Source organism: Marinibaculum pumilum, assembly GCF_042646425.1.
GTDB lineage: Bacteria > Pseudomonadota > Alphaproteobacteria > Ferrovibrionales > Ferrovibrionaceae > Marinibaculum > Marinibaculum pumilum.
Genome location: NZ_JBHRTR010000028.1, coordinates 486,253 through 504,121, shown reverse-complemented (window position 1 = coordinate 504,121; position 17,869 = coordinate 486,253). Strand labels below are relative to the sequence as shown.

General features: G+C 70.2%; 14 protein-coding genes. 5 read left to right on the top strand and 9 right to left on the bottom strand.

The window, feature by feature from the left end; genetic code table 11:
• Positions 1–44: 44 nt before the first annotated feature.
• Positions 45–623, bottom strand: coding sequence for a carboxymuconolactone decarboxylase family protein (locus ACFOGJ_RS14975; protein WP_379901765.1), 579 nt, complete (start codon positions 621–623; stop codon positions 45–47).
• Positions 624–778: 155 nt separating this feature from the next.
• Between ACFOGJ_RS14975 and ACFOGJ_RS14970 the strand changes: the two genes are divergently transcribed.
• Positions 779–1,774, top strand: a complete 996-nt coding sequence (locus tag ACFOGJ_RS14970) for an amidohydrolase family protein (RefSeq protein WP_379901762.1) — start codon at positions 779–781, stop codon at positions 1,772–1,774.
• Between the two features lie 25 nt (positions 1,775–1,799).
• Here ACFOGJ_RS14970 and ACFOGJ_RS14965 read toward each other — a convergent pair whose 3' ends face one another.
• Both ACFOGJ_RS14965 and ACFOGJ_RS14960 read right to left on the bottom strand, forming a co-directional pair.
• Positions 1,800–2,924, bottom strand: a complete 1,125-nt coding sequence (locus ACFOGJ_RS14965) for a response regulator (protein WP_379901759.1) — start codon at positions 2,922–2,924, stop codon at positions 1,800–1,802.
• Entirely contained in the window at positions 2,921–6,343 is a 3,423-nt protein-coding gene (locus tag ACFOGJ_RS14960; protein WP_379901757.1) for an MHYT domain-containing protein, read from the bottom strand. The genes ACFOGJ_RS14965 and ACFOGJ_RS14960 overlap by 4 nt, the downstream gene beginning before the upstream one ends.
• A 286-nt stretch (positions 6,344–6,629) precedes the next feature.
• Here ACFOGJ_RS14960 and ACFOGJ_RS14955 point away from each other — a divergent pair, with 286 nt between their 5' ends.
• Positions 6,630–7,871, top strand: a complete 1,242-nt coding sequence (locus ACFOGJ_RS14955) for a CaiB/BaiF CoA transferase family protein (protein WP_379901754.1) — start codon at positions 6,630–6,632, stop codon at positions 7,869–7,871.
• A gap of 63 nt (positions 7,872–7,934) precedes the next feature.
• Positions 7,935–9,224, top strand: a complete 1,290-nt coding sequence (locus ACFOGJ_RS14950) for a DUF5624 domain-containing protein (protein WP_379901751.1) — start codon at positions 7,935–7,937, stop codon at positions 9,222–9,224.
• A 9-nt stretch (positions 9,225–9,233) separates the two neighbouring features.
• On the opposite strand, the gene ACFOGJ_RS14945 is transcribed toward ACFOGJ_RS14950, so the two are convergent.
• Both ACFOGJ_RS14945 and ACFOGJ_RS14940 read right to left on the bottom strand, forming a co-directional pair.
• On the bottom strand, positions 9,234–10,553 hold the full coding sequence (locus ACFOGJ_RS14945; protein ID WP_379901748.1) for an NtaA/DmoA family FMN-dependent monooxygenase: 1,320 nt from the start codon (positions 10,551–10,553) through the stop codon (positions 9,234–9,236).
• 70 nt (positions 10,554–10,623) lie between these two features.
• Positions 10,624–11,040, bottom strand: a complete 417-nt coding sequence (locus ACFOGJ_RS14940) for a globin family protein (RefSeq protein ID WP_379901746.1) — start codon at positions 11,038–11,040, stop codon at positions 10,624–10,626.
• A gap of 156 nt (positions 11,041–11,196) precedes the next feature.
• Here ACFOGJ_RS14940 and ACFOGJ_RS14935 point away from each other — a divergent pair, with 156 nt between their 5' ends.
• Together ACFOGJ_RS14935 and ACFOGJ_RS14930 are read left to right on the top strand one after the other, a co-directional pair.
• Complete coding sequence (locus ACFOGJ_RS14935; protein ID WP_379901743.1) at positions 11,197–12,147, top strand: LysR substrate-binding domain-containing protein; 951 nt, start codon at positions 11,197–11,199, stop codon at positions 12,145–12,147.
• A gap of 39 nt (positions 12,148–12,186) precedes the next feature.
• The gene (locus ACFOGJ_RS14930) at positions 12,187–12,831 is read left to right on the top strand and encodes a glutathione S-transferase family protein (RefSeq protein ID WP_379901741.1); all 645 of its coding nucleotides are present in this window, start codon (positions 12,187–12,189) and stop codon (positions 12,829–12,831) included.
• Positions 12,832–12,834: 3 nt separating this feature from the next.
• On the opposite strand, the gene ACFOGJ_RS14925 is transcribed toward ACFOGJ_RS14930, so the two are convergent.
• From ACFOGJ_RS14925 to ACFOGJ_RS14910, 4 genes are all read right to left on the bottom strand, one after another.
• Complete coding sequence (locus ACFOGJ_RS14925; protein ID WP_379901739.1) at positions 12,835–14,034, bottom strand: MFS transporter; 1,200 nt, start codon at positions 14,032–14,034, stop codon at positions 12,835–12,837.
• Between the two features lie 66 nt (positions 14,035–14,100).
• Positions 14,101–15,501 (bottom strand): amidase, encoded by a 1,401-nt coding sequence (locus ACFOGJ_RS14920; protein ID WP_379901736.1) that lies wholly within the window; start codon positions 15,499–15,501, stop codon positions 14,101–14,103.
• A 506-nt stretch (positions 15,502–16,007) separates the two neighbouring features.
• On the bottom strand, positions 16,008–16,814 hold the full coding sequence (locus ACFOGJ_RS14915) for an ABC transporter ATP-binding protein (protein ID WP_379901734.1): 807 nt from the start codon (positions 16,812–16,814) through the stop codon (positions 16,008–16,010).
• Positions 16,811–17,866: a dihydrodipicolinate synthase family protein gene (locus tag ACFOGJ_RS14910; RefSeq protein ID WP_379901732.1), complete on the bottom strand. Its 1,056-nt coding sequence runs from the start codon at positions 17,864–17,866 to the stop codon at positions 16,811–16,813. Before ACFOGJ_RS14910 ends, ACFOGJ_RS14915 begins: the two co-directional genes overlap by 4 nt.
• Positions 17,867–17,869: the final 3 nt, after the last annotated feature.

Genomic DNA, 17,869 nt, shown 5'->3' with positions numbered 1-17,869 from the left:
TTTTCCTCCCGCCCTGCTTCCGCTGCCGCGGAATGGTCCGACATTCAGCCCGATTCGCCCGCGCGAGGCGAGGCCGGGGGTGCCAGCGGCCGGCTGCCGTCTGGCACCGGCACCTCGAACACGTTGAGGGTCAGGGAGACCATGCAGTAATAGCCGATGATACCGACCAGCTCGACGGCGCCGCGCTCGCCGAACAGCGCGATCACCCGGCGATAGGGGGCCTCCGCCACCCGGCCGTCGCGCAGGGCCGAGGCGCAGAAGTCGTGGACCGCCGCCTCGTCCTCCTGCATCTCCGCCGGCCGGCGGCCCTCCCGGATCGCGTCGATCACCGCATCCCCCAGGCCGCCGTCGCGCGCCATCCGGGCATGGGCCCACCATTCGAACTGGGCGGTCCAGTGACGCGCGGTGAGCAGAATGGCGAGTTCGGAGAGCCGTGGCGGAAAGGTGCTGCCGAAGCGGCAGAACGCGCCGAGCCGCTGCGCCGGGTCCGCCATCTCCGGGCTGCGGAGCCAGGCGGCGAACGGCCCCTGCACCGCGCCGCGCGGGCCGCTGACGATGGCGTCATGGACCGCCTTCTGCGGCGGGGTCATCCGGTCGGGCGAGAGCGGCGGCAGGCGTGACATGGCATTCCTCCTTCTGGTGCCGGCGGGACGGTCGCGCCGGCCGCGCTTGCGGTGCGTCCGGAACGGGCGTCCACTGCGCCGGGCGGCGATCCTAGCCGAGCAACGAAAAGGACCGGGAGCGAAACGCGCACATGACAGCCCCGATGACAGCCCCGATGTCGGGGACGGACATCCATACCCACGTAGTTCCGGGCGATTTCCCCGCCTATGCCGGCCGCTGCGGCGAGAGCCGCTGGCCGTCCATGGCGGCGGGCCATGACTGCCACCACCGCAATGTGATGATCGACGGCAAGCTGTTCCGGACCGTCGACGACCGGTCCTGGGACGTGGCGCGCCGGCTGGACGCGATGACCGAATGCGGGATCGCGCGCCAGGCGCTGTCGCCGATGCCGGAGCTGCTGTCCTACTGGTTCTCGGCGGAGGATGCCGCCGCCTTCGGCGCCCATGTCAACGGCACCATCGCGGCGATGGTGGACCAGGCGCCGGACCGCTTCACCGGCCTGGGCATGGTGCCGCTGCAGGACCCGGAGCTGGCTGCGCGGGAGCTGGAGCGGCTGATGGCGACGGGGCGTTTCCGGGGGGTGGAGATCGGGACCAACGTCAACGGCGTGCCGATCGGCGATGCCCGCTTCGACCCCTTCTATGCCGCCGCGCAGGAGACCGGCGCCGCGATCTTCGTCCATGCCCTGCATCCCACCGGCGCGGAACGGCTGATCGGCCCGAAGAGCCTGATGGCGATGGTCGGCTTTCCCTGCGAGACCGCCTTCGCGATCGTCTCCCTGATCACCGGCGGGACCCTGGCGCGGTTTCCGCGTCTGCGGCTCGCCTTCAGCCATGGCGGCGGCGTCTTCGGCCTGGTCCTGCCGCGGCTGATGCAGGGCTGGCCGATGCTGCCGCAGGTGGCGGAGATCGCCGGCGGCACGCCCGCGGAACATGCCCGGCGGCTGTTCTACGACACCCTGGTCTACGACGCCCCCACCCTGCGCTTCCTGCTGGAACGGTTCGGCGAGACGCAGCTGTGCATCGGCACCGACTTCCCCTTCTCCATCGAGGAGAAGGATCCGGTCGGCGCCATCGATGCGATCGGCCCGGACGACCGGCTGCGCGCGCTGCTGATGTCGCAGAACGCAGCGCGGTTCCTGGGCGGCTGAGCCGCCGCGCGGCCGGCGCGCCGGCTCAGTCGGCGGCGGTGGCGAACAGCGCGTCCTCGTCCGCTGCCGCCGCCTCGCGCTGGTCCCAGTGCGCCTTGATCTCCAGGATCGTGGGCAGGATCTCGATGAACAGCTCGATAAGGCGGGGATCGAAGTGGGCGCCGGCGCCGTCCTTCAGGACGAACAGGGCGCGGTCGACATCCCACGCCTCCTTGTAGGGCCGCTTCATGGTCAGCGCGTCGAAGACATCGGCGATCGCGACGATGCGGGCACTTTCCGGGATCGCCTCGCCGCGCAGCCGGCTTGGATAGCCGGAGCCGTCCCACTTTTCGTGGTGATAGCGGGCGATCTCCGCGGCCAGGTGGAACAACGGCGAGCGGCCGACCGACAGGATGCCATGGCCGATCTCGCAATGGGTGCGCATGATCCCCCATTCCTCGGCGTCCAGCGGGCCCGGCTTCTTCAGGATCGCGTCGGGAATGCCGATCTTGCCGGTGTCGTGCATCGGCGCGGCCTGCATCAGGTCGTTGGCGCGGGTGACCGGCCATCCCGCCGCCTGCGCCAGCGCGCGTGCATAGTCCGCCATGCGCCAGATATGCAGACCGGTATCGGTGTCGTTGAAATGGCCGGCCCGGCCCAGCATGTGGATCGCGTCGTTCTGCGCCTGCTCCAGTTCCTGCGTGCGGATGAAGACCTGGCGTTCGGTTTCCTTGCGCTGGTGGGCCAGGGCCAGGTGCGTGCGGGTCCGCGCCAGCACCAGGCTGCGCACCACCGGCTTGCGCAGATAGTCGACGGCGCCGACCTGGAAACCGGTCGCCTCGTCATCGGTGTCGACCATGGCGGTCACGAAGATCACGGGGATGCCGGCAGTGCCCGGATCCGCCTTCAGGCGGCGGCAGACCTCGTGGCCGTCCATGTCCGGCATCATGACGTCGAGCAGGACAAGGTCGGGATTGTGCCGCTGCACCGCATCGAGCGCGCCAGCACCGGAGCGGGCAAAGCATAGGTCGAATTCGTCCTTCAGGATCGACCGCATAAGGCTGAGATTCGCCGGCTCGTCGTCGACCACCAGCACTTTCCAGGCCGGCGGCGGCTGCATTGCCGGTTCCGGACCGCCCGCCTCGCCGCTCTTGCCAGACTCCGCTGTCACGGCATGACTCCTTCCGCATCCATCAGCTCGCGCAGCCGTTCGCGCGCCAGCTCGAAATCGAATTCTTCGACAGCCCGCGCCACCGGGTCCAGGACGCCGGGGGGCAGGATGCCTTCCATCCGCGCCAGCTCACGCTCGACCGGATCGGGATTGTCGTTGCCCAGTGCGGCCATCAGATCCTCCAGGGCGGTGGCGATGTCCGGCTGCTGACCGGCTGCGTCCGTCCGGTCCGGTTCCACCTGTGGCCTTTTCAGCCGCCGCAGCGCCTGCCCGACAGCCGTCAGTGCCAAGCGCAGTTCCTCCTGCAGGCCGGCCGCTTCCTCGGGCACCGGGTCGCCGTCTGCGCAACCCTTGAGCAGCGCACCGAAGCGGTTGGCAATATCGGCGACCGTCGTCAGCGCCAGGTTGCCGGCCAGGCCCTTGAGCGTATGCAGGACCGCCCGGGCGGATCGGAAGTCCCGGTCATCGGTCGCCCGCGCCACCATCTGCCAGTCATCGACGCGGCCGGCAAAGCCCTGGAGCGCATCGGCATAGGCCGTGCTGCTCTGCCATGCGCGCATGCCGGCCGGCAGGTCGGCGACCTCTTCCAGCACCTGCAGCTCCGGCGGCACCGCTACGGGCTGCGCAGGTGCCGCCTGCTCCGCGGGTGGCAGGGAAGATTCCGCCTGCCCCCGCTCGGGCAGGGCCAGACGTTCCATCTGCCGGATCAGGGTGGGGAAATCTACCGGCTTCGCCACCACGACATCCATGCCTGCCGCCAGGCACTGTGCCTGGTCCTCCTCCATCACGGAGGCCGTCAGCGCGATGATCGGCGTGCTGTCCTGCGGGCCTTCGTCGCCGTCGCCCGCCACCTGCCCGGCGGCCTCGGCACGGCGGATGGCGGCGGTGGCGGCCAGCCCGTCCATCACCGGCATGTGCACGTCCATAAGCACGATGTCAGGCGCCAAGGTGGAAAACATCGCCAGCCCCTCGGCGCCGTTCTCAGCCAGGAAGACCTGATGGCCCAGCCGCCGCAGCCGCAATTCCAAGAGCAGCCGGTTTTCGGCGACATCCTCGACCACCAGGATGCGGAAAGTGCGCCGCACCGCCGCCCGCTGCGTCATCCAGGTCGGTGCCACAGGCGGCGCCGAGGGCTGCAGCGGCAGGACGAAGGTGAACAGGGCGCCGCCGCCGGGCCGGTTCTCCGCCCAGATCCGGCCGCCCATCAGGTCCACCAGCTGGCGGCAGATGGTGGTGCCCAGGCCCGATCCGCCGAACCGCCGGGTCGTGCTCTCGTCCTCCTGCGAGAACGGTTCGAAAATGCTGTCCAGGCGGTCCGGGGCGATGCCGGGGCCGGTATCGGCGACGGCGAAGCGCAGGCCGGCGGTTGCGTCGTCGTCCGCCCCGGCAGGTTCCAGGGTGACCGAAACCTGAACCGACCCGCGGTCGGTGAACTTGACCGCGTTGCCGACGATGTTCAGCAGGATCTGCCGCAGCCGGGTCGGGTCGCCGCTGACCCATTCCGGCACAGCGGGGTCGATCTCCAGCGACAGCTCCAGTCCCTTCTCACGCGCCTTCAGCGCCAGCAGGTCCTGCACGCCGCGCAGGCATTCCGAGACAGAGACCGGCATCAGTTCCAGCACGACGGCGCCGCTCTCCAGTTTGCTGACGTCGAGGATGTCGTTGATGATCTGCAGCAGCGCGCGCGCGGACCGGTCCGCCACCTTCAGGTGGCGGCGCACCTCCGCCGACAGGCCCGTCTCCTCCAGTGTCAGCGAGATGAAGCCCAGCACGGAGTTCATCGGCGTGCGGATCTCATGGCTCATATTGGCCAGGAAGGCGCTCTTTGCCCGGGTCGCCAGTTCGGCCCGGTCGCGGGCGGAGCGCAGGTCCTGCTCCGTCTGCTTGCGCTGGCTGATGTCATGCGCGAGCAGGACATGGCCGCCATCGTCGGTGGGCGTGATCTGAAGCTCGATCGATTGCCGGCCGATGGTCAGCTCCACCGTCTCGAAGCGGTTCTCCAGGTCGCTGACCGGATACACGCTCTGTGCGCCGCGCATCAGGCTTTCCGGCGCCACGCCCATAAGGTCGGCGAAGGTGTCGTTGGCGACGACGATCCGCCCGTCGACGTCGACCATGCACAACCCGTCGGCCATGCTGTCCAGCGCCACGCGAAGCTGGTGCTGCTTGGTTCGCACCTCCGCCTGCGCCGCCTCCTCCGCGGAGAGGTCGCGCAGGATCCCGGTGAAGACCGTGCCGGTCTCCAGGTCCGCCCGGCCGACCGCCAGGTAGAGCGGAAAGACGCTGCCGTCCTTGCGCCGGCCCGCCACCTTCCGGCCGCGGCCGATGACATTGGCCACCCCGGTCTGCCAATAGGCGGCAAGGTAGCCGTCATGCTGGCTGGCATAGGGTTCCGGCATCAGGCAGGCGACGTTCCGCCCTTCCACCTCCGCCGCCGTGTAGCCGAACAGGCGTTCCGCCGACGGACTCCAGTGCAGGATCCGGCCATCCTCCGAGATCGAGACGATGCCTTCTGCCAGATTGTCCAGGATCGCCTGCAGGCGCTTGCCGCGTTCCTCGGCCGCCATCTCGGCCGCCTCGCGGCTACGTACCGCCTCGCGCAGGATGCCCGCCGTCTCCCGCTGAACGCTGCCGAACACGATCGCCAGGGTGGCGGCGATCACCGCCGTCGTGACCACCGTGATCAGCAGGGCGAGCAGATCCGGAGAGACGGAGAGCGGGTCGCCCGAAGGGCTCGGATCGGGCACGAAGATCGCCGCCGCCATTGCCGTATAGTGCATGCCGGCGACGGCGATGCCCATGAACAGCGCGGCGGGCAGCCGGCGCTGGTCGAAGATGCGGGTCCGCCGCTCGCCGGAGACCAGGCGGACGTTCAGGGCCAGGGAGGCACAGGCGAGGCCTCCTGCCACGGCGACCGAGACCAGGACGAGGAGCGGGTCGTAGACGAGAATCGCCTCCATTCGCATCGCCGCCATGCCGGTATAGTGCATGGCGCCGATGCCCAGCCCCATGACCAAACCGGCCACGGCCACCTGCCAGCTCGACATGCTGTCGCTGCGCGAGCTGACGGCCAGGGCCGCGAAGCTCGCCAGCCATGCCGGGATCGTCGAAAGCATGGTGACAGACAGGTCGTAATTGACGGCGCAGGGCAGGGAGAAGGCGAGCATGCCAACGAAATGCATTGCCCAGATGCCGCCCGCCATGACGGTGCTGCCGGCCCCGAGCCAGAGGAAGCGCGGCCAGCGCCCTTCCACCTGGGTGAGCCGTGCTCCGATTGTCAGCGCGACCATCCCGGCCAGGGTGGCGATGACCACCGACAGCGCGACAAGGTTCAGGTCGTAGCTGGCGATATAGGTATCGCGTCCCACCAGGATGCTGGACGGCAGAGGATGAAAGGCTTCGTCGAGCAGGAAATCCATCGAGCGATCCCGTTCCCCACCCGGCGGCGATGGGCGCGTGCGCGAAAGTCGTGCGTCTCTGACAGCGGCAGGCGGGGGCGCGATGACAAACCCGTCCAGGCCACCGGTACGCCGCCGTCCCGGGGTGACGGCTGAGAATGCTATACAATCGTAAAGATTTCCCTACGCAACTTACAGGCCGATTCGGCGTCCCGAAACGAGAATCCTGACGTGGCGGCGCGGCTTCGCTAGGCTCTGCCGCAAGGAGGCCGGCTGCGACCGGCGGAAACCGTGGGGGAGGGACGAGGTGAGCCTGCAACGGGACGCGACGGACGGCGGACGGCCGATCCTGGACGGCATCAGGGTGATCGACATGGCCAGCTTCGTCGCCGGTCCGGCCGCCGCCCTGGTGCTGGCCGACCACGGCGCGGAAGTGATCAAGGTGGAGCCGCCCGGCGGCGACGGCTATCGCCGGCTGCACCAGCTGCCGGGCATGCCGGAGCCCGGCTTCGACAGCCTCTGGGACCTGGACAGCCGCGGCAAGCGCAGCCTGGTGCTGGACCTGAAGGCCGCGGCAGACCGCGCCGTCCTGGACCGCCTGATCGAAACCGCCGACATCTTCCTGACCAACCAGCCGCTGCCGGCACGGCGCCGCATGGGCCTGACCTGGGAGGCGGTCTCCGCCCGCAACAAACGGCTGATCTATGCCTCCCTGACGGCCTTCGGCGAGACCGGGCCGGATGCCGACGGCACCGCCTTCGACGCCTCCAGCCTCTGGGCGCGGTCCGGCCTGATGCACCAGCTGCGCTCCGCGCCGGAGGCTGCGCCGGCCATGTCGGTGCCGGGACAGGGCGACCATCCCACCGCCATCGCCCTGTTCGGCGCCATCATGCTGGCACTGTACGACCGGCAGCGCAGCGGCCGCGGCCGGCATGTCCATACCTCGCTGCTGGCGAACGGGCTGTGGTCGAACGCGATCCTGGCGCAGGGCGCCCTGGCCGGTGCAGAGGTGCCACCGCGGCGCGACAGGCAGGCGCCCTTCACCGTTCTTGTCAACATCTACCGCGGCGCCGACGGCAACTGGTTCATGCTGACCGGCGTGGAGCCGGAGCGCGACTGGCAGCGGCTCTTGCAGGTGATCGAGCGCCCGGACTGGGCCGCCGACCCGCGCTTTGCCACCGCGGAGGGCCGTGCCGCCCATGCCGCCGCGCTGACCGCCCTGCTGGACGAGGTCTTCGCGACCCGCAGCTGGCCGGACTGGGCGGCGCGGCTGCAGGCCGCGCAGCTCTCCGCCGGGCCGGTGCTGAGCACCGAGCAGGCCGCCGAGAGCCCGCAATCCGTCGCCTGCGGCGCGATCGCCGCCGCGCCGCAGGGATCGGCCGTGGCCCGCACCGTGATGCCGCCTATCTGGGTGGACGGCGCAGCGCGGCCGGAACCGCGACCGGCGCCGCAGCTGGATGCCGACGGGCCGGCGATCCGGGCCGCCCTGGCCGCGGGCCGTTCGCCCTGGAGCGGCGGTGCCGCCGCCACAGAGCCGAGCCAGGCCTGAGATGACGTCGCTGGCCGAAACGCCGTAGACAGAAGGCTCCGCTTCGCTCTCCGGGGAATTTCCATGATGCGCCTCCCGATGCTGGCCGCCGCTGCCCTGGTCGCCACCCCCTTGGTCATCACCGCCGCCCTGTCCCCCGCGCCATCGGCGGCCGAGGACGGCTATGTGACGCCGGCCCCCTTCATGACCCTGTACAGGCAGTTCCCGAACTCCCAGGGCCCCGACGCCATCGGCCGCCAGCTGGCGGAAGCGATGGAGAAGGCCGGCGCCCTGGCCGCCGACGGGCCGCTGGTGCTGGTCACCGGCGACGGTGTCTTCGCCTATGACGGCGCGTCCGGAGAACTGATCGCCGGCGCCGATTTCCGCGAGGCGACCAATTCCGGTTTCTTCGAGCTGACCGGCCTGTCCCATGTCGGGCCGGCGATCTCCTACCTGGCGAAGATGAAGGAACTGGGCGACCCGCGCTGGCGCGACCGGCTGGACGACCTGCTCGCCGCCCTGCGCGATGTCCAGGCGCTGAACCGGCACGGCGGTGGCGCCTGGCTGGACGCCCTGGCACAGCCGGCCTGGGCGCCGTTCCGCAGGCAGATCGCGGCGATGGTCGACTACGGCACCTGGATGGCCGGCAGCTACCTGCAGGCGGTGAAGGCCGAAGATGGGGCGGATTTCACCCTGGCCAGGGTGGAAAGCGACTTCCTGTCCGCCGGCAGCGACCGCTACCCGATCCCGTTCAACAATGTGATGGTCGGCACCTTCGCGCTGGTGGGGCTGGAAGGCGCCCATACCGTGCACACCGCCCTGGCCGACGCGGAAATCGACTGGGGGTCGGCGATGGTGGTGATCCACATGGGGATCGGCACCAATTTCGGTGCCGGCCTCACCACCGGCACCAATTCGATGGTGGAACTGCTGCGGCAGATCTCCGGCTATGCCCTGCCGGAGGACCGGATCTTCATCACCCCCTATGCCGACCTGCGCGACAGCGTCGGCGCCGATGCGCTGGCCGCCGCCGACCTCGACTACTACAAAACCACGGTCTGGTACGCCCTCTATTCGCAGCCGGTGATCGCGGGGGAGGTGTTCCGCAACATCACCTCCATCTACCAGCCGCCGCGCCCGGCCCTGCCCGGCGACTATGCCGTCACCGCGCCGGACCAGATCGAGCCCTTCCTGATGCGGCTGAAATTCGCCCTCAGCAACCCAACCGAGCTGCTGTCGTCCACCGTCAGCTTCTGGATGGGGCCGGCCCTGTTCCATGCCGGCTGGGACCCGGCGGCCACACCGGTGCCGGGTCTGACCACCGGCTTCCCGGAAGGGATCGACGGCTATCCGACAGGCAATCCGGACTTCTGACCGGCGGGATCAGTCCTCCGTCAGGGTCTGCCGCAGGGTCTCGCCGGCATAAGCTGTGCGGAAGCGGCCGCGGCGCTGCAGTTCCGGCACCAGCAGTTCCACCACGTCGGTCACGCTGCCGGGCAGTTCGCCGCAGCGGAACATGAAGCCGTCGCCGCCGCCGGCCTCGAACGCCTCCTCCAGCCGGTCGGCGACCTGGGCGGCGCTGCCCACGACCCGCAGCCCGCCCATGCCATTGCCGTAGATCCGCGCCACCTCCGCCAGGGTCAGGCCCGGGAAGTCGCGCAGCAGCATGTTCGCCACCCCCTGCATGCCCGGCGTCTCCTGCAGGCCCAGCTCCTCCAGCGGCCGGTCCGGCGGCACGGCGGAGAAGTCGACGCCGAAATGGCCGGACATCAGTGCCAGCCCGCCCTCCGGCGGCACCGCATCGCGCAGCGCGGCCTCCTTCGCGCGGGCCTCCGCCTCGGTCTCGCCGACATGGATGGAGGTCGCCCAGAGCACCCGCACATCCGCCGGGTCGCGGCCCGCCTGCGCCACCGTCTGTGCGACCTCCGCCCGGTAGCGGCGCATCCCGTCCAGGCTGGCGGAGGTGGCGAAGTGGATCTCCGCATGGCGGCCGGCGAAGGCCATGCCGGGGCCGGAGGCGCCGGCCTGGATGATCACCGGCCGGCCCTGCGGCGAGGGCGCCACGTCCAGCGGACCCTCCACCTGGAAATAGCGCCCCTGGTGGTGGATCTTGCGCACCTTCGCCGGGTCGGCGAACACCTTCGCTTCCCGGTCCATCACCAGGGCGTCCGGATCCCAGCTGTCCCACAGCTGGTAGCAGACCTGCATGTATTCCTCGGCCCGGGCATAGCGCTCCTCCTTCGACAGTTCCTGCGCCATCGAGAACTGCGCCGCCGCGCTGCGGCCGTAGGAGGCCACCACGTTCCAGGCCACCCGCCCCTCGGTCAGGTGGTCCAGGGTCGAGAACAGGCGCGCAGTGTAGTAGGGCGGCAGGTAGGTGGTGGAGACCGAGATGCCGACTCCCAGCCCGCGTGTCGCACGGGTGATCAGCGGCACCAGCGGTGCCGGGTCGTGCAGCGGGAACTGGATGCCGTAGCGGATCGCCGCGTCGGGCCGGCCCTCGAAGACGTCGTAGACGCCGTACACGTCGGCGAAGAACAACATGTCGATGCAGCCGCGCTCCAGGGTGCGCCCCAGATCCTCCCAGAAGGCCGGCTGCGCGTAGGTGAAGCCCCGATAGGCGCGCGGCAGGGTCCAGGCCGCCACCGAATGCTGGCTGGGCCCATGCCCCAGGATGAAGGCCAGGTGCATCTTTCGGCTCATGTTTCCCCCCGCGTCCCTTTGCTGACGACAGCTTAGGACGCGGCGGGTCCGAGCCGAAGCGCTCCTGCCGCTACGCCGGTTCGGTCGCCGCTGCCTGCTTCATCACGCCGGCGACCAGCTCGTAGGTCTCCCCCCAGGCGGCGCGCAGCTCGGGCGTGAAGTCCGCCCCCAGGCCCTGCTCCAGGGTGTAGATCAGCGCGGCGCCGACCGGCGCGTAATGATCTTCCCTCACGCCATAGCCGACATGGCGCCGGCCCAGTTCCTGCACCGCCGGCACGATGGTCTCCACCTGGTGCAGGTTCTGCACGGCGGTGGCCAGCATCTGCATCAGCTTCTTCTTCTGGCCGCGCATATCCTCCGGAAACAGCGGCCGCACCTCTGGCGCGGTCGCGAACAGGCGGTCGTAGAAGATATCGGCGGCGGCATCGGCGATCGGCAGGACCTTCTTGAAGCTCTCCTGCACCAGAGCGACTTTCTCCGGGGTCATTGCGACACTCTCCCTGTTATCCTTGGCCGATTCATAGCCGAGGCCGCGCTGGGGCGATGCTGAATTTTTTGCACCGCAGCGCGCACTATTTCGCACCGCAACCAAGGGCAGGCCGGAGCCGTGGCCTGGGGCCGAAGGCCGAGCTGGATATCAGGCATGCGCAGACTGCCCCTTGGGCCGATGGAGGCCTTCGTCGTCGCGGCACGGTCGGGAAGCCTGGCCGGTGCTGCACGCGTCATGAACCTCAGCGTCCCGGCGCTGAGCCGGCGGATCCGGCATCTGGAAGCGGAGCTCGGCTGCCGCCTGTTCCGGCGACAGCCGACCGGCCTGGAACTGACCGAGGCGGGCCGCAGCTATTTCGCCGCGCTGGCGCCGGCCTGGGACGGGATCGCCGCCGCCACCGAGGCGGCGCGCCGCGGCGGACGGGAGAATGTCATCCGGCTGAGCGTGATGCCGAGCCTTGCCGCCGCCTGGCTGGTGCCGCGGCTCGACGGCTTCCGCGCCCGGCACCCGCGGCTCGTGGTCGAGGTGAAAACCTCGCCCGAGCTGGAGGATCTGGGGGCCCGTTCCGACCTGGACTGCGCCATCCGCCTGGGCCGCGGCCCCTGGCCGGGCCTGGACGGCGTGCCGCTGTTTCCGGCAATGGCCGCCCCGGTCGCGAGCCCGCAGCTGCTGGCCGCCAACGCCCCGATCGGCAGCGCGACCGACCTGCTGCAGCGCAGACTGCTGGGGACCCGTCACCAGCCGGCCTTCTGGCGGGAATGGTTCGCGGCGATGGGGCTGGATGCCGTGCCGGCCTGCCCGGACGGGTTCGACAACCTCCAGCTGGTCTACGAGGCGGCCGCCGCCGGCATGGGCATCGCGCTTGGCATCGAACCGGTGGTCCGCCCGTTCCTGGAGAGCGGCAGGTTGCGGCCGGTCTTCCCGGCGCCGGTCCGCCTGCCGCGGGACTTCCACCTGGTGTGGCGAACGGGCACGGCGGCGGCAGGCGGGAAGCTGGAGATGCTGCGCGACTGGCTGCTAAGCGAGGCTGCGGAAGACGCCTTGCATCCAGCTGAAGCCTTAGACCTGAAAACGCAATGGCAGCGAGCCCAGGGCCGGACCTAGGCTGACGGACAGGCAGGACGGAGCGGGCGGAGCAATGCCATGACGACCTATCGGCTGCACTACTTCCCGGAGTCCGGGAACAGCTACAAGCTGGCCCTGATGCTGACCCTCTGCGGCCAGCGGTTCGAACCGGTCTGGACGGATTTCGGCAGCGGCGTGACGCGCAGCGCGGCATGGCGGGCCGCGGTCAATCCGATGGGCGAGATCCCGGTGCTGGAGGTGGACGGCACGCGGCTGACCCAGACGGCGCCGATCCTGCTGCAGCTGGCCGAACGTCACGGGCGTTTCGGCGCCGCCGATCCGCAGGAGCGGTTCGAGGTGCTGCGCTGGCTGTTCTGGGACAATCAGAAACTGTCCGGGTTCATGGCGACCTACCGCTACCTGCGCGCCTTCACGCGATCGCCCGATCCGCAGGTCCTGGCCTGGCTGAAGCGGCGCATCGACGATTTCCTCGGCATCCTCGGTCAGGCGGTCGCCGAACGGCCCTTCCTCGTCGGGTCGACGCCCACCATCGTCGATCTTTCGATGTGCGGCTACCTGCTGTTTCCCCCGGAAGAGGCCGGCTACGACCTGGCCCGCGATCATCCCGCGATCGCCGCCTGGCTGCAGCGCATCGCCGCCCTGCCCGGCTGGCAGCCGCCCTATGACCTGCTGCCGGGCAAGCGCCTGCCGCGCTACGTCTGACGCCTATGCCTGCCGCCGCTCCAGCAGCCGGACCATTGCTGCGATGCCGAAGGCCGGCCCCAGCGCCAGCCCTGCCAGAGCCAGCGGCCAGCCGATCGCGGCCGCGGCCATCGGCAGCAGCTGCACCGTGAACAAGGTCAGCAGGAAGCCCAGCGCGGTCTGCACCGTCAGCAGGGTGCCCGCCTCTTCCGGCGGCGCATAGTCGGCCACCAGGGCCGAGAACTGCGCGGAATCCGGGATCACGGTGGCGCCCCAGACCAGCACCAGCAGCACCATCAGCCAGACTGGCCCGCCAAAGGCCAGGGCGGTGAGGATCGCGGTCCCGCCGCTCAGCACCATCGCCCAGATCGAGACCTGGACCTTGCCGATCCGGTCGGCCATCAGCCCGGCCGCGACACAGACCAGACCGCCCAGCCCGATCGCCAGGAAGGTGACCAGGCGCGACAGGGGCAGGGCCTCGTCATCCGGCAGTCGGGTGGCGAAGGAGGCGGTCAGCGCCGCGCCGAGCCAGGCCCAGAGCGCGAACAGCTCCCACATATGGCCGAGATAGCCCAGGATCGCGAAGCGGATGCGCCGGTCGGTCCAGGCCTTCAGCATGGCAGCCGGGCGGAAGGCGGCGCTGCGGCCGTGCCAGGGCCCCAGGCCGCAGGCCAGCACGGCCAGGCCGCCGCAGGCGGCCACGATCGAGCTGACGGTGATGGTGAAATGCCAGTCCGCCCCGCCCAGGAAGGCGACCAGGTGCGGGCTGGCGGTGCCCAGGGTCAGGGCGCCGACCAGCAGGCCGACCAGGAAGCCGCGATCCTTCAGCCCCCAGCCGGCGGCGATCTTCATGCCCACCGGATAGGCGCCGGCCAGGGCCGCCCCGGTCAGGGCACGCAGGCCGACCGCCAGGTCACCGCCGACCGGCACCACCAGCAGCAAAGCGTTGGCGCCGGCGGCCAGCAGGGCGGAGGCCGCGACCACCCGCCGGGGGTCGAAGCGATCGGCCAGGCCGAGGACCGCGACCAGCACCGCCCCAACGACGAAGCCGCCCTGCACCACGCTGGACAGCAACGCCGCCCGGCCCGGCGTCAGGCCGGCCTCCGCGATCCAGTCGGACAGCACCGCGGCGGACGTGAACCACAGGCCCATCGCGGCGATCTCCGCCACCACCAGGATGGTGATGGACACCGCCTTCGACGGCCCGGCCGGCGTTGCGGCCATGCAATTCCCCCTTGCCTGCGCCGCCATGGCCCCGGCCCCCTGCCGGGGCCATGGCGGCGGGGGAGTTTAGGCCGCCGGCGGGACCTGCGGCCAGCCCGCCGCGTCCTGGTAGGCCTTGCCGGCACGGAACAGGGCCGGTTCGCCCATCTGCCAGGCGACCAGCTGGAAGCCCAGGATCTCATCCTTGCCATCGAAGCCGGCCGGCAGGGTGATCGTCGGTACGCCGGCGCTGTCATGCGGGCCGGTAAAGCGGATCAGGGTCTCCAGCCCGTCGGGGGCGTCCAGGATCTCCATCAGGCGGTCGTGGGTCGGCACCGAGGTCGACATCACCGGCGAGATCATCATGTCGACCTTTTCCAGCACCAGGCGCAGGGCGCCGGTGAAGTTCAGCCGCGCGATATGGGCGGCGGCATAGTCGGCGGCGGTCAGGTCCAGCCCGGCCTGCAGGAAGCCGCCGAAGGCCTCCGAATAGATCTCCTTGCGGGACGGGTAGGTCGCCTTGTGGGCGAGCGCCGCCTCCGGCGCGCAGATCGCCACCCAGCCGCCAAGCGCGCCGGAGGTGTCGGGCATGGTGACGGGCACGATCTCCGCGCCGGCATCCTTCAGGATGTCGAGCGCGCGGCGGATCGCGTCGGTGACCCGGGCCTCGACACCCTTGCTGCAATAGGCCTCGTCATAGCCGATGCGGAGCCCCTTGGCGCCCTTCGCCATCTCCGCCAGATAGTCCGGCACCGGCTCCGGCCGGGTGGTCGGGTCCTTCGGGTCGAGGCCGGAGATCGCGGCCATCATCGCCGCGGCATCCTCCACCTTGCGGGTCAGCGGGCCGACATGGTCCAGGCTCTCCGACAGCGGGAAGACACCGTAGCGGCTGACCCGGCCCCAGGTCGGCTTCAGCCCGACGCAATGGTTGGAATAGGACGGGAATCGGATCGAGCCGCCGGTATCGCTGCCCAGGGTGCCAAAGGCCAGGCCGGCTGCGGTGGCGACGCCGGAGCCGGAGGAGGAGGCACCGGACCACATCGCCTTGTTCCACGGATTGACCGGGATCGTCACGTCCGGATGGTGGGTGCCCAGCGCGCCCTCGGTCAGCTGGATCTTGCCCAGGATCACCGCGCCGGCAGCGCGCAGCTTCTCCACCACCGTGGCGTCGAACTCGGGCTTGAACTTCATCAGCGCCGGAATGCCGGAGGCGGTCGAGACGCCCTTGGTGAAGCAGAGATCCTTCACCGCCACCGGCACGCCGTGCAGCGGGCCGCGCACCTCGCCGCGCGACAGTTCCTCCTCCGCGCGCTTCGCATCGGCCATCGCTTCGTCCGCCATCACGGTGGCATAGGCGTGCAGCTTCGGCTGGAAGGCCTCCACCCGCTCCAGCATCGCCTTGGTCACCTCGACCGGCGAGACCTCCTTCTTCGCGATCCGAGCGCCGGTCTCGACCAGGCCGGCCATCCCGAGGTCCTTGTGGGTCACAGGGCTGCTCCTTCTCATCTGCTTACGGGCGCGGAACGGGATATGCGCCGGCCCCCGCCCCCGCTTCGGGCCCCGCGCATACGAAGGCATGAAGGATCGTCGCTGCGACGACCGAGTGCAACTGTCGCGGTCCGGTCCGTCGCCGGCCCGGGGACCGCCAGGCCACGGCCGCACGGACCATCGCGCAAGTCACGGCCGTTGCAGAATGCGATGCAGAAAAAGGAAGAGAATCTATACCCAAGTATAAGGGTCTTCTTAATCCCGCATAAATGGTTTCCGGATAGTCTTTCTCGTGTCGCAGGCGGTCGAATCCCACGCCGCCTCGGCACCGGTGCCCGTGCCGGCCGGGAGGTCCCCCCCTTTCCTCCTGACGGCGATGCGGCGCACCACTGGCCGGGCCGGTCCGCTCAGCGGCCCGCTGCTGCGTATCCGCAGCGGCCGCACTCCTCCCGACGCGCGGGCGGGGCGGCCCGGCCACCCCCTTTCGGGACGCAGGACTTCCGGGCCTACTCCATGCCCAGCAGGCGGTAGATCCGCGCCGTATAGGCGCCAAAGGCCGGATCCTGCTTGACGGCCAGCTTGCGCGGATAGGGCAGGTCGATGGCGAAATAGTCCGCCATGCGGGCCGGGCCGGCGGTCAGTACCGCGCAATGGGAGCCCAGGAACACCGCCTCCTGGATGGAGTGGGTCACGAAGACGATGGTCTTGCGGCTCTCTTCCCAGATCCGCAGCAGCTCCAGGTTCATCTTCTCCCGGGTCAGCGCGTCGAGTGCCCCGAACGGCTCGTCCATCAGCACCAGCTTCGGGTCGTGCACCAGCGACCGCGCGATGGCGACCCGCTGCTGCATGCCGCCCGACAGCTCGTAGGGATATTTCGCCTCCGCCCCCTCCAGCCCGACCATGTTGATCAGGTGGCGCGCGCGGTCGCGCGCCTCGCGCATCGGCAGGCCCAGGATCTCCGCCGGCAGCAGCACATTGTCCAGCACCCGGCGCCATTTCAGCAGCAGCGCCTGCTGGAACACCATGCCGACGTCGCGGCCCGGCGCGAAGGCCTCCCCCGGCACGCCGATCTCCACCACGCCTTCGTCGGCGTCGTGCAGGTCGGCCAGGATCTTCAGCACCGTGGTCTTGCCGCAGCCCGACGGCCCGACCAGGGAAACGAGCGCCCCCTTCTCCACCACCATGTCGACTTCCGACACGGCGATATGCGCCGGCTGGCCGCGGCTGCGGTAGGTCTTGCTGACCCCTTCCAGCCGGATCATCGGCGGCGCCCCGTCCGTTGGGGGTCCGGCGGTGGGCTGCGCCTCGGTCATGACAGCCAGCGCTCCAGGTTGCGGGCGACGAAGGCATCATCGACCAGGTCGGCATGCTCGGTACAGACCCGGTCGATCTCCGCCATCTGGCCGGGTCCCAGATCCTCCGCCGGGTCCAGGCACCAGCGCCCCTCCAGCAGGCCCTGGCGGCGCAGGATCTCGTGGCAGCCGGCGATCACGCCGTGGAAATCGTTGGCGGCGTCGAAGATCGCGGCGTTCATGTCGGTGACGGCGGAATCCAGCGCCAGGATGTCGTTGTCCGCCCGGCCGGCGATGCGCGCCGCCCGGCAGCGGTCCAGGATGTCGACCGCGCTGCGGGTCCAGACGCTCCAATGCCCCAGCAGCCCGCCGACGATGCCGGTCTCCACCACCTCACCGCCGCGCGCCACCCGGTAGCGGCTGACCAGGTCCAGCACGATATGGTCGTCATTGCCGGTATAGAGCGCCACCCGGTCCTCCGCGCCCGCGGCCACGACGCCGCGCACCACGTCCTGGGTGGCATAGCGGTTGAACGGCGCGATCTTGATGCCGGCCAGGTTCTCGATCCCGGCGAAGCGGCGCCAGAACTCCCGCGACAGGCGCTGCCCGCCGACCGCCTTCTGCAGGTAGAAGCCGACGATCGGCATCACCTCCGCCACTTCGGCGCAATGGGCGACCAGTTCGTCCTCGCTCGCTTCCTTCAGCGCGGCCAGGCCGACCATGGCGGCGTGATAGCCCAGCGCCTTCGCCGTCTCCGCCTCCGCCTTCGCCTGCGCGGTCGGGCCGACCACGCCAGCCACCATCAGCACCGGCCGGGTCGCCCAGCCGGCCACCGTCTCCGCCGCGCATTCCAGCACCGGCCGGTACAGGCCGACATCGCGGATCGCGAACTGGGTGGTATGGACGCCGACCGCCAGCCCGCCGGCGCCGGCATCGACATAGTAGCGCGCCAGCGCGCGCTGCCGCCGCAGGTCCAGCTTCCGCTCCGCATCCAGCGCCAGCGGATGGGCCGGGATCACCATGCCGTTGCGGAACGCCGTCCGCAGCGCCGGGTCGATGTCAGTCCACTTCATCTG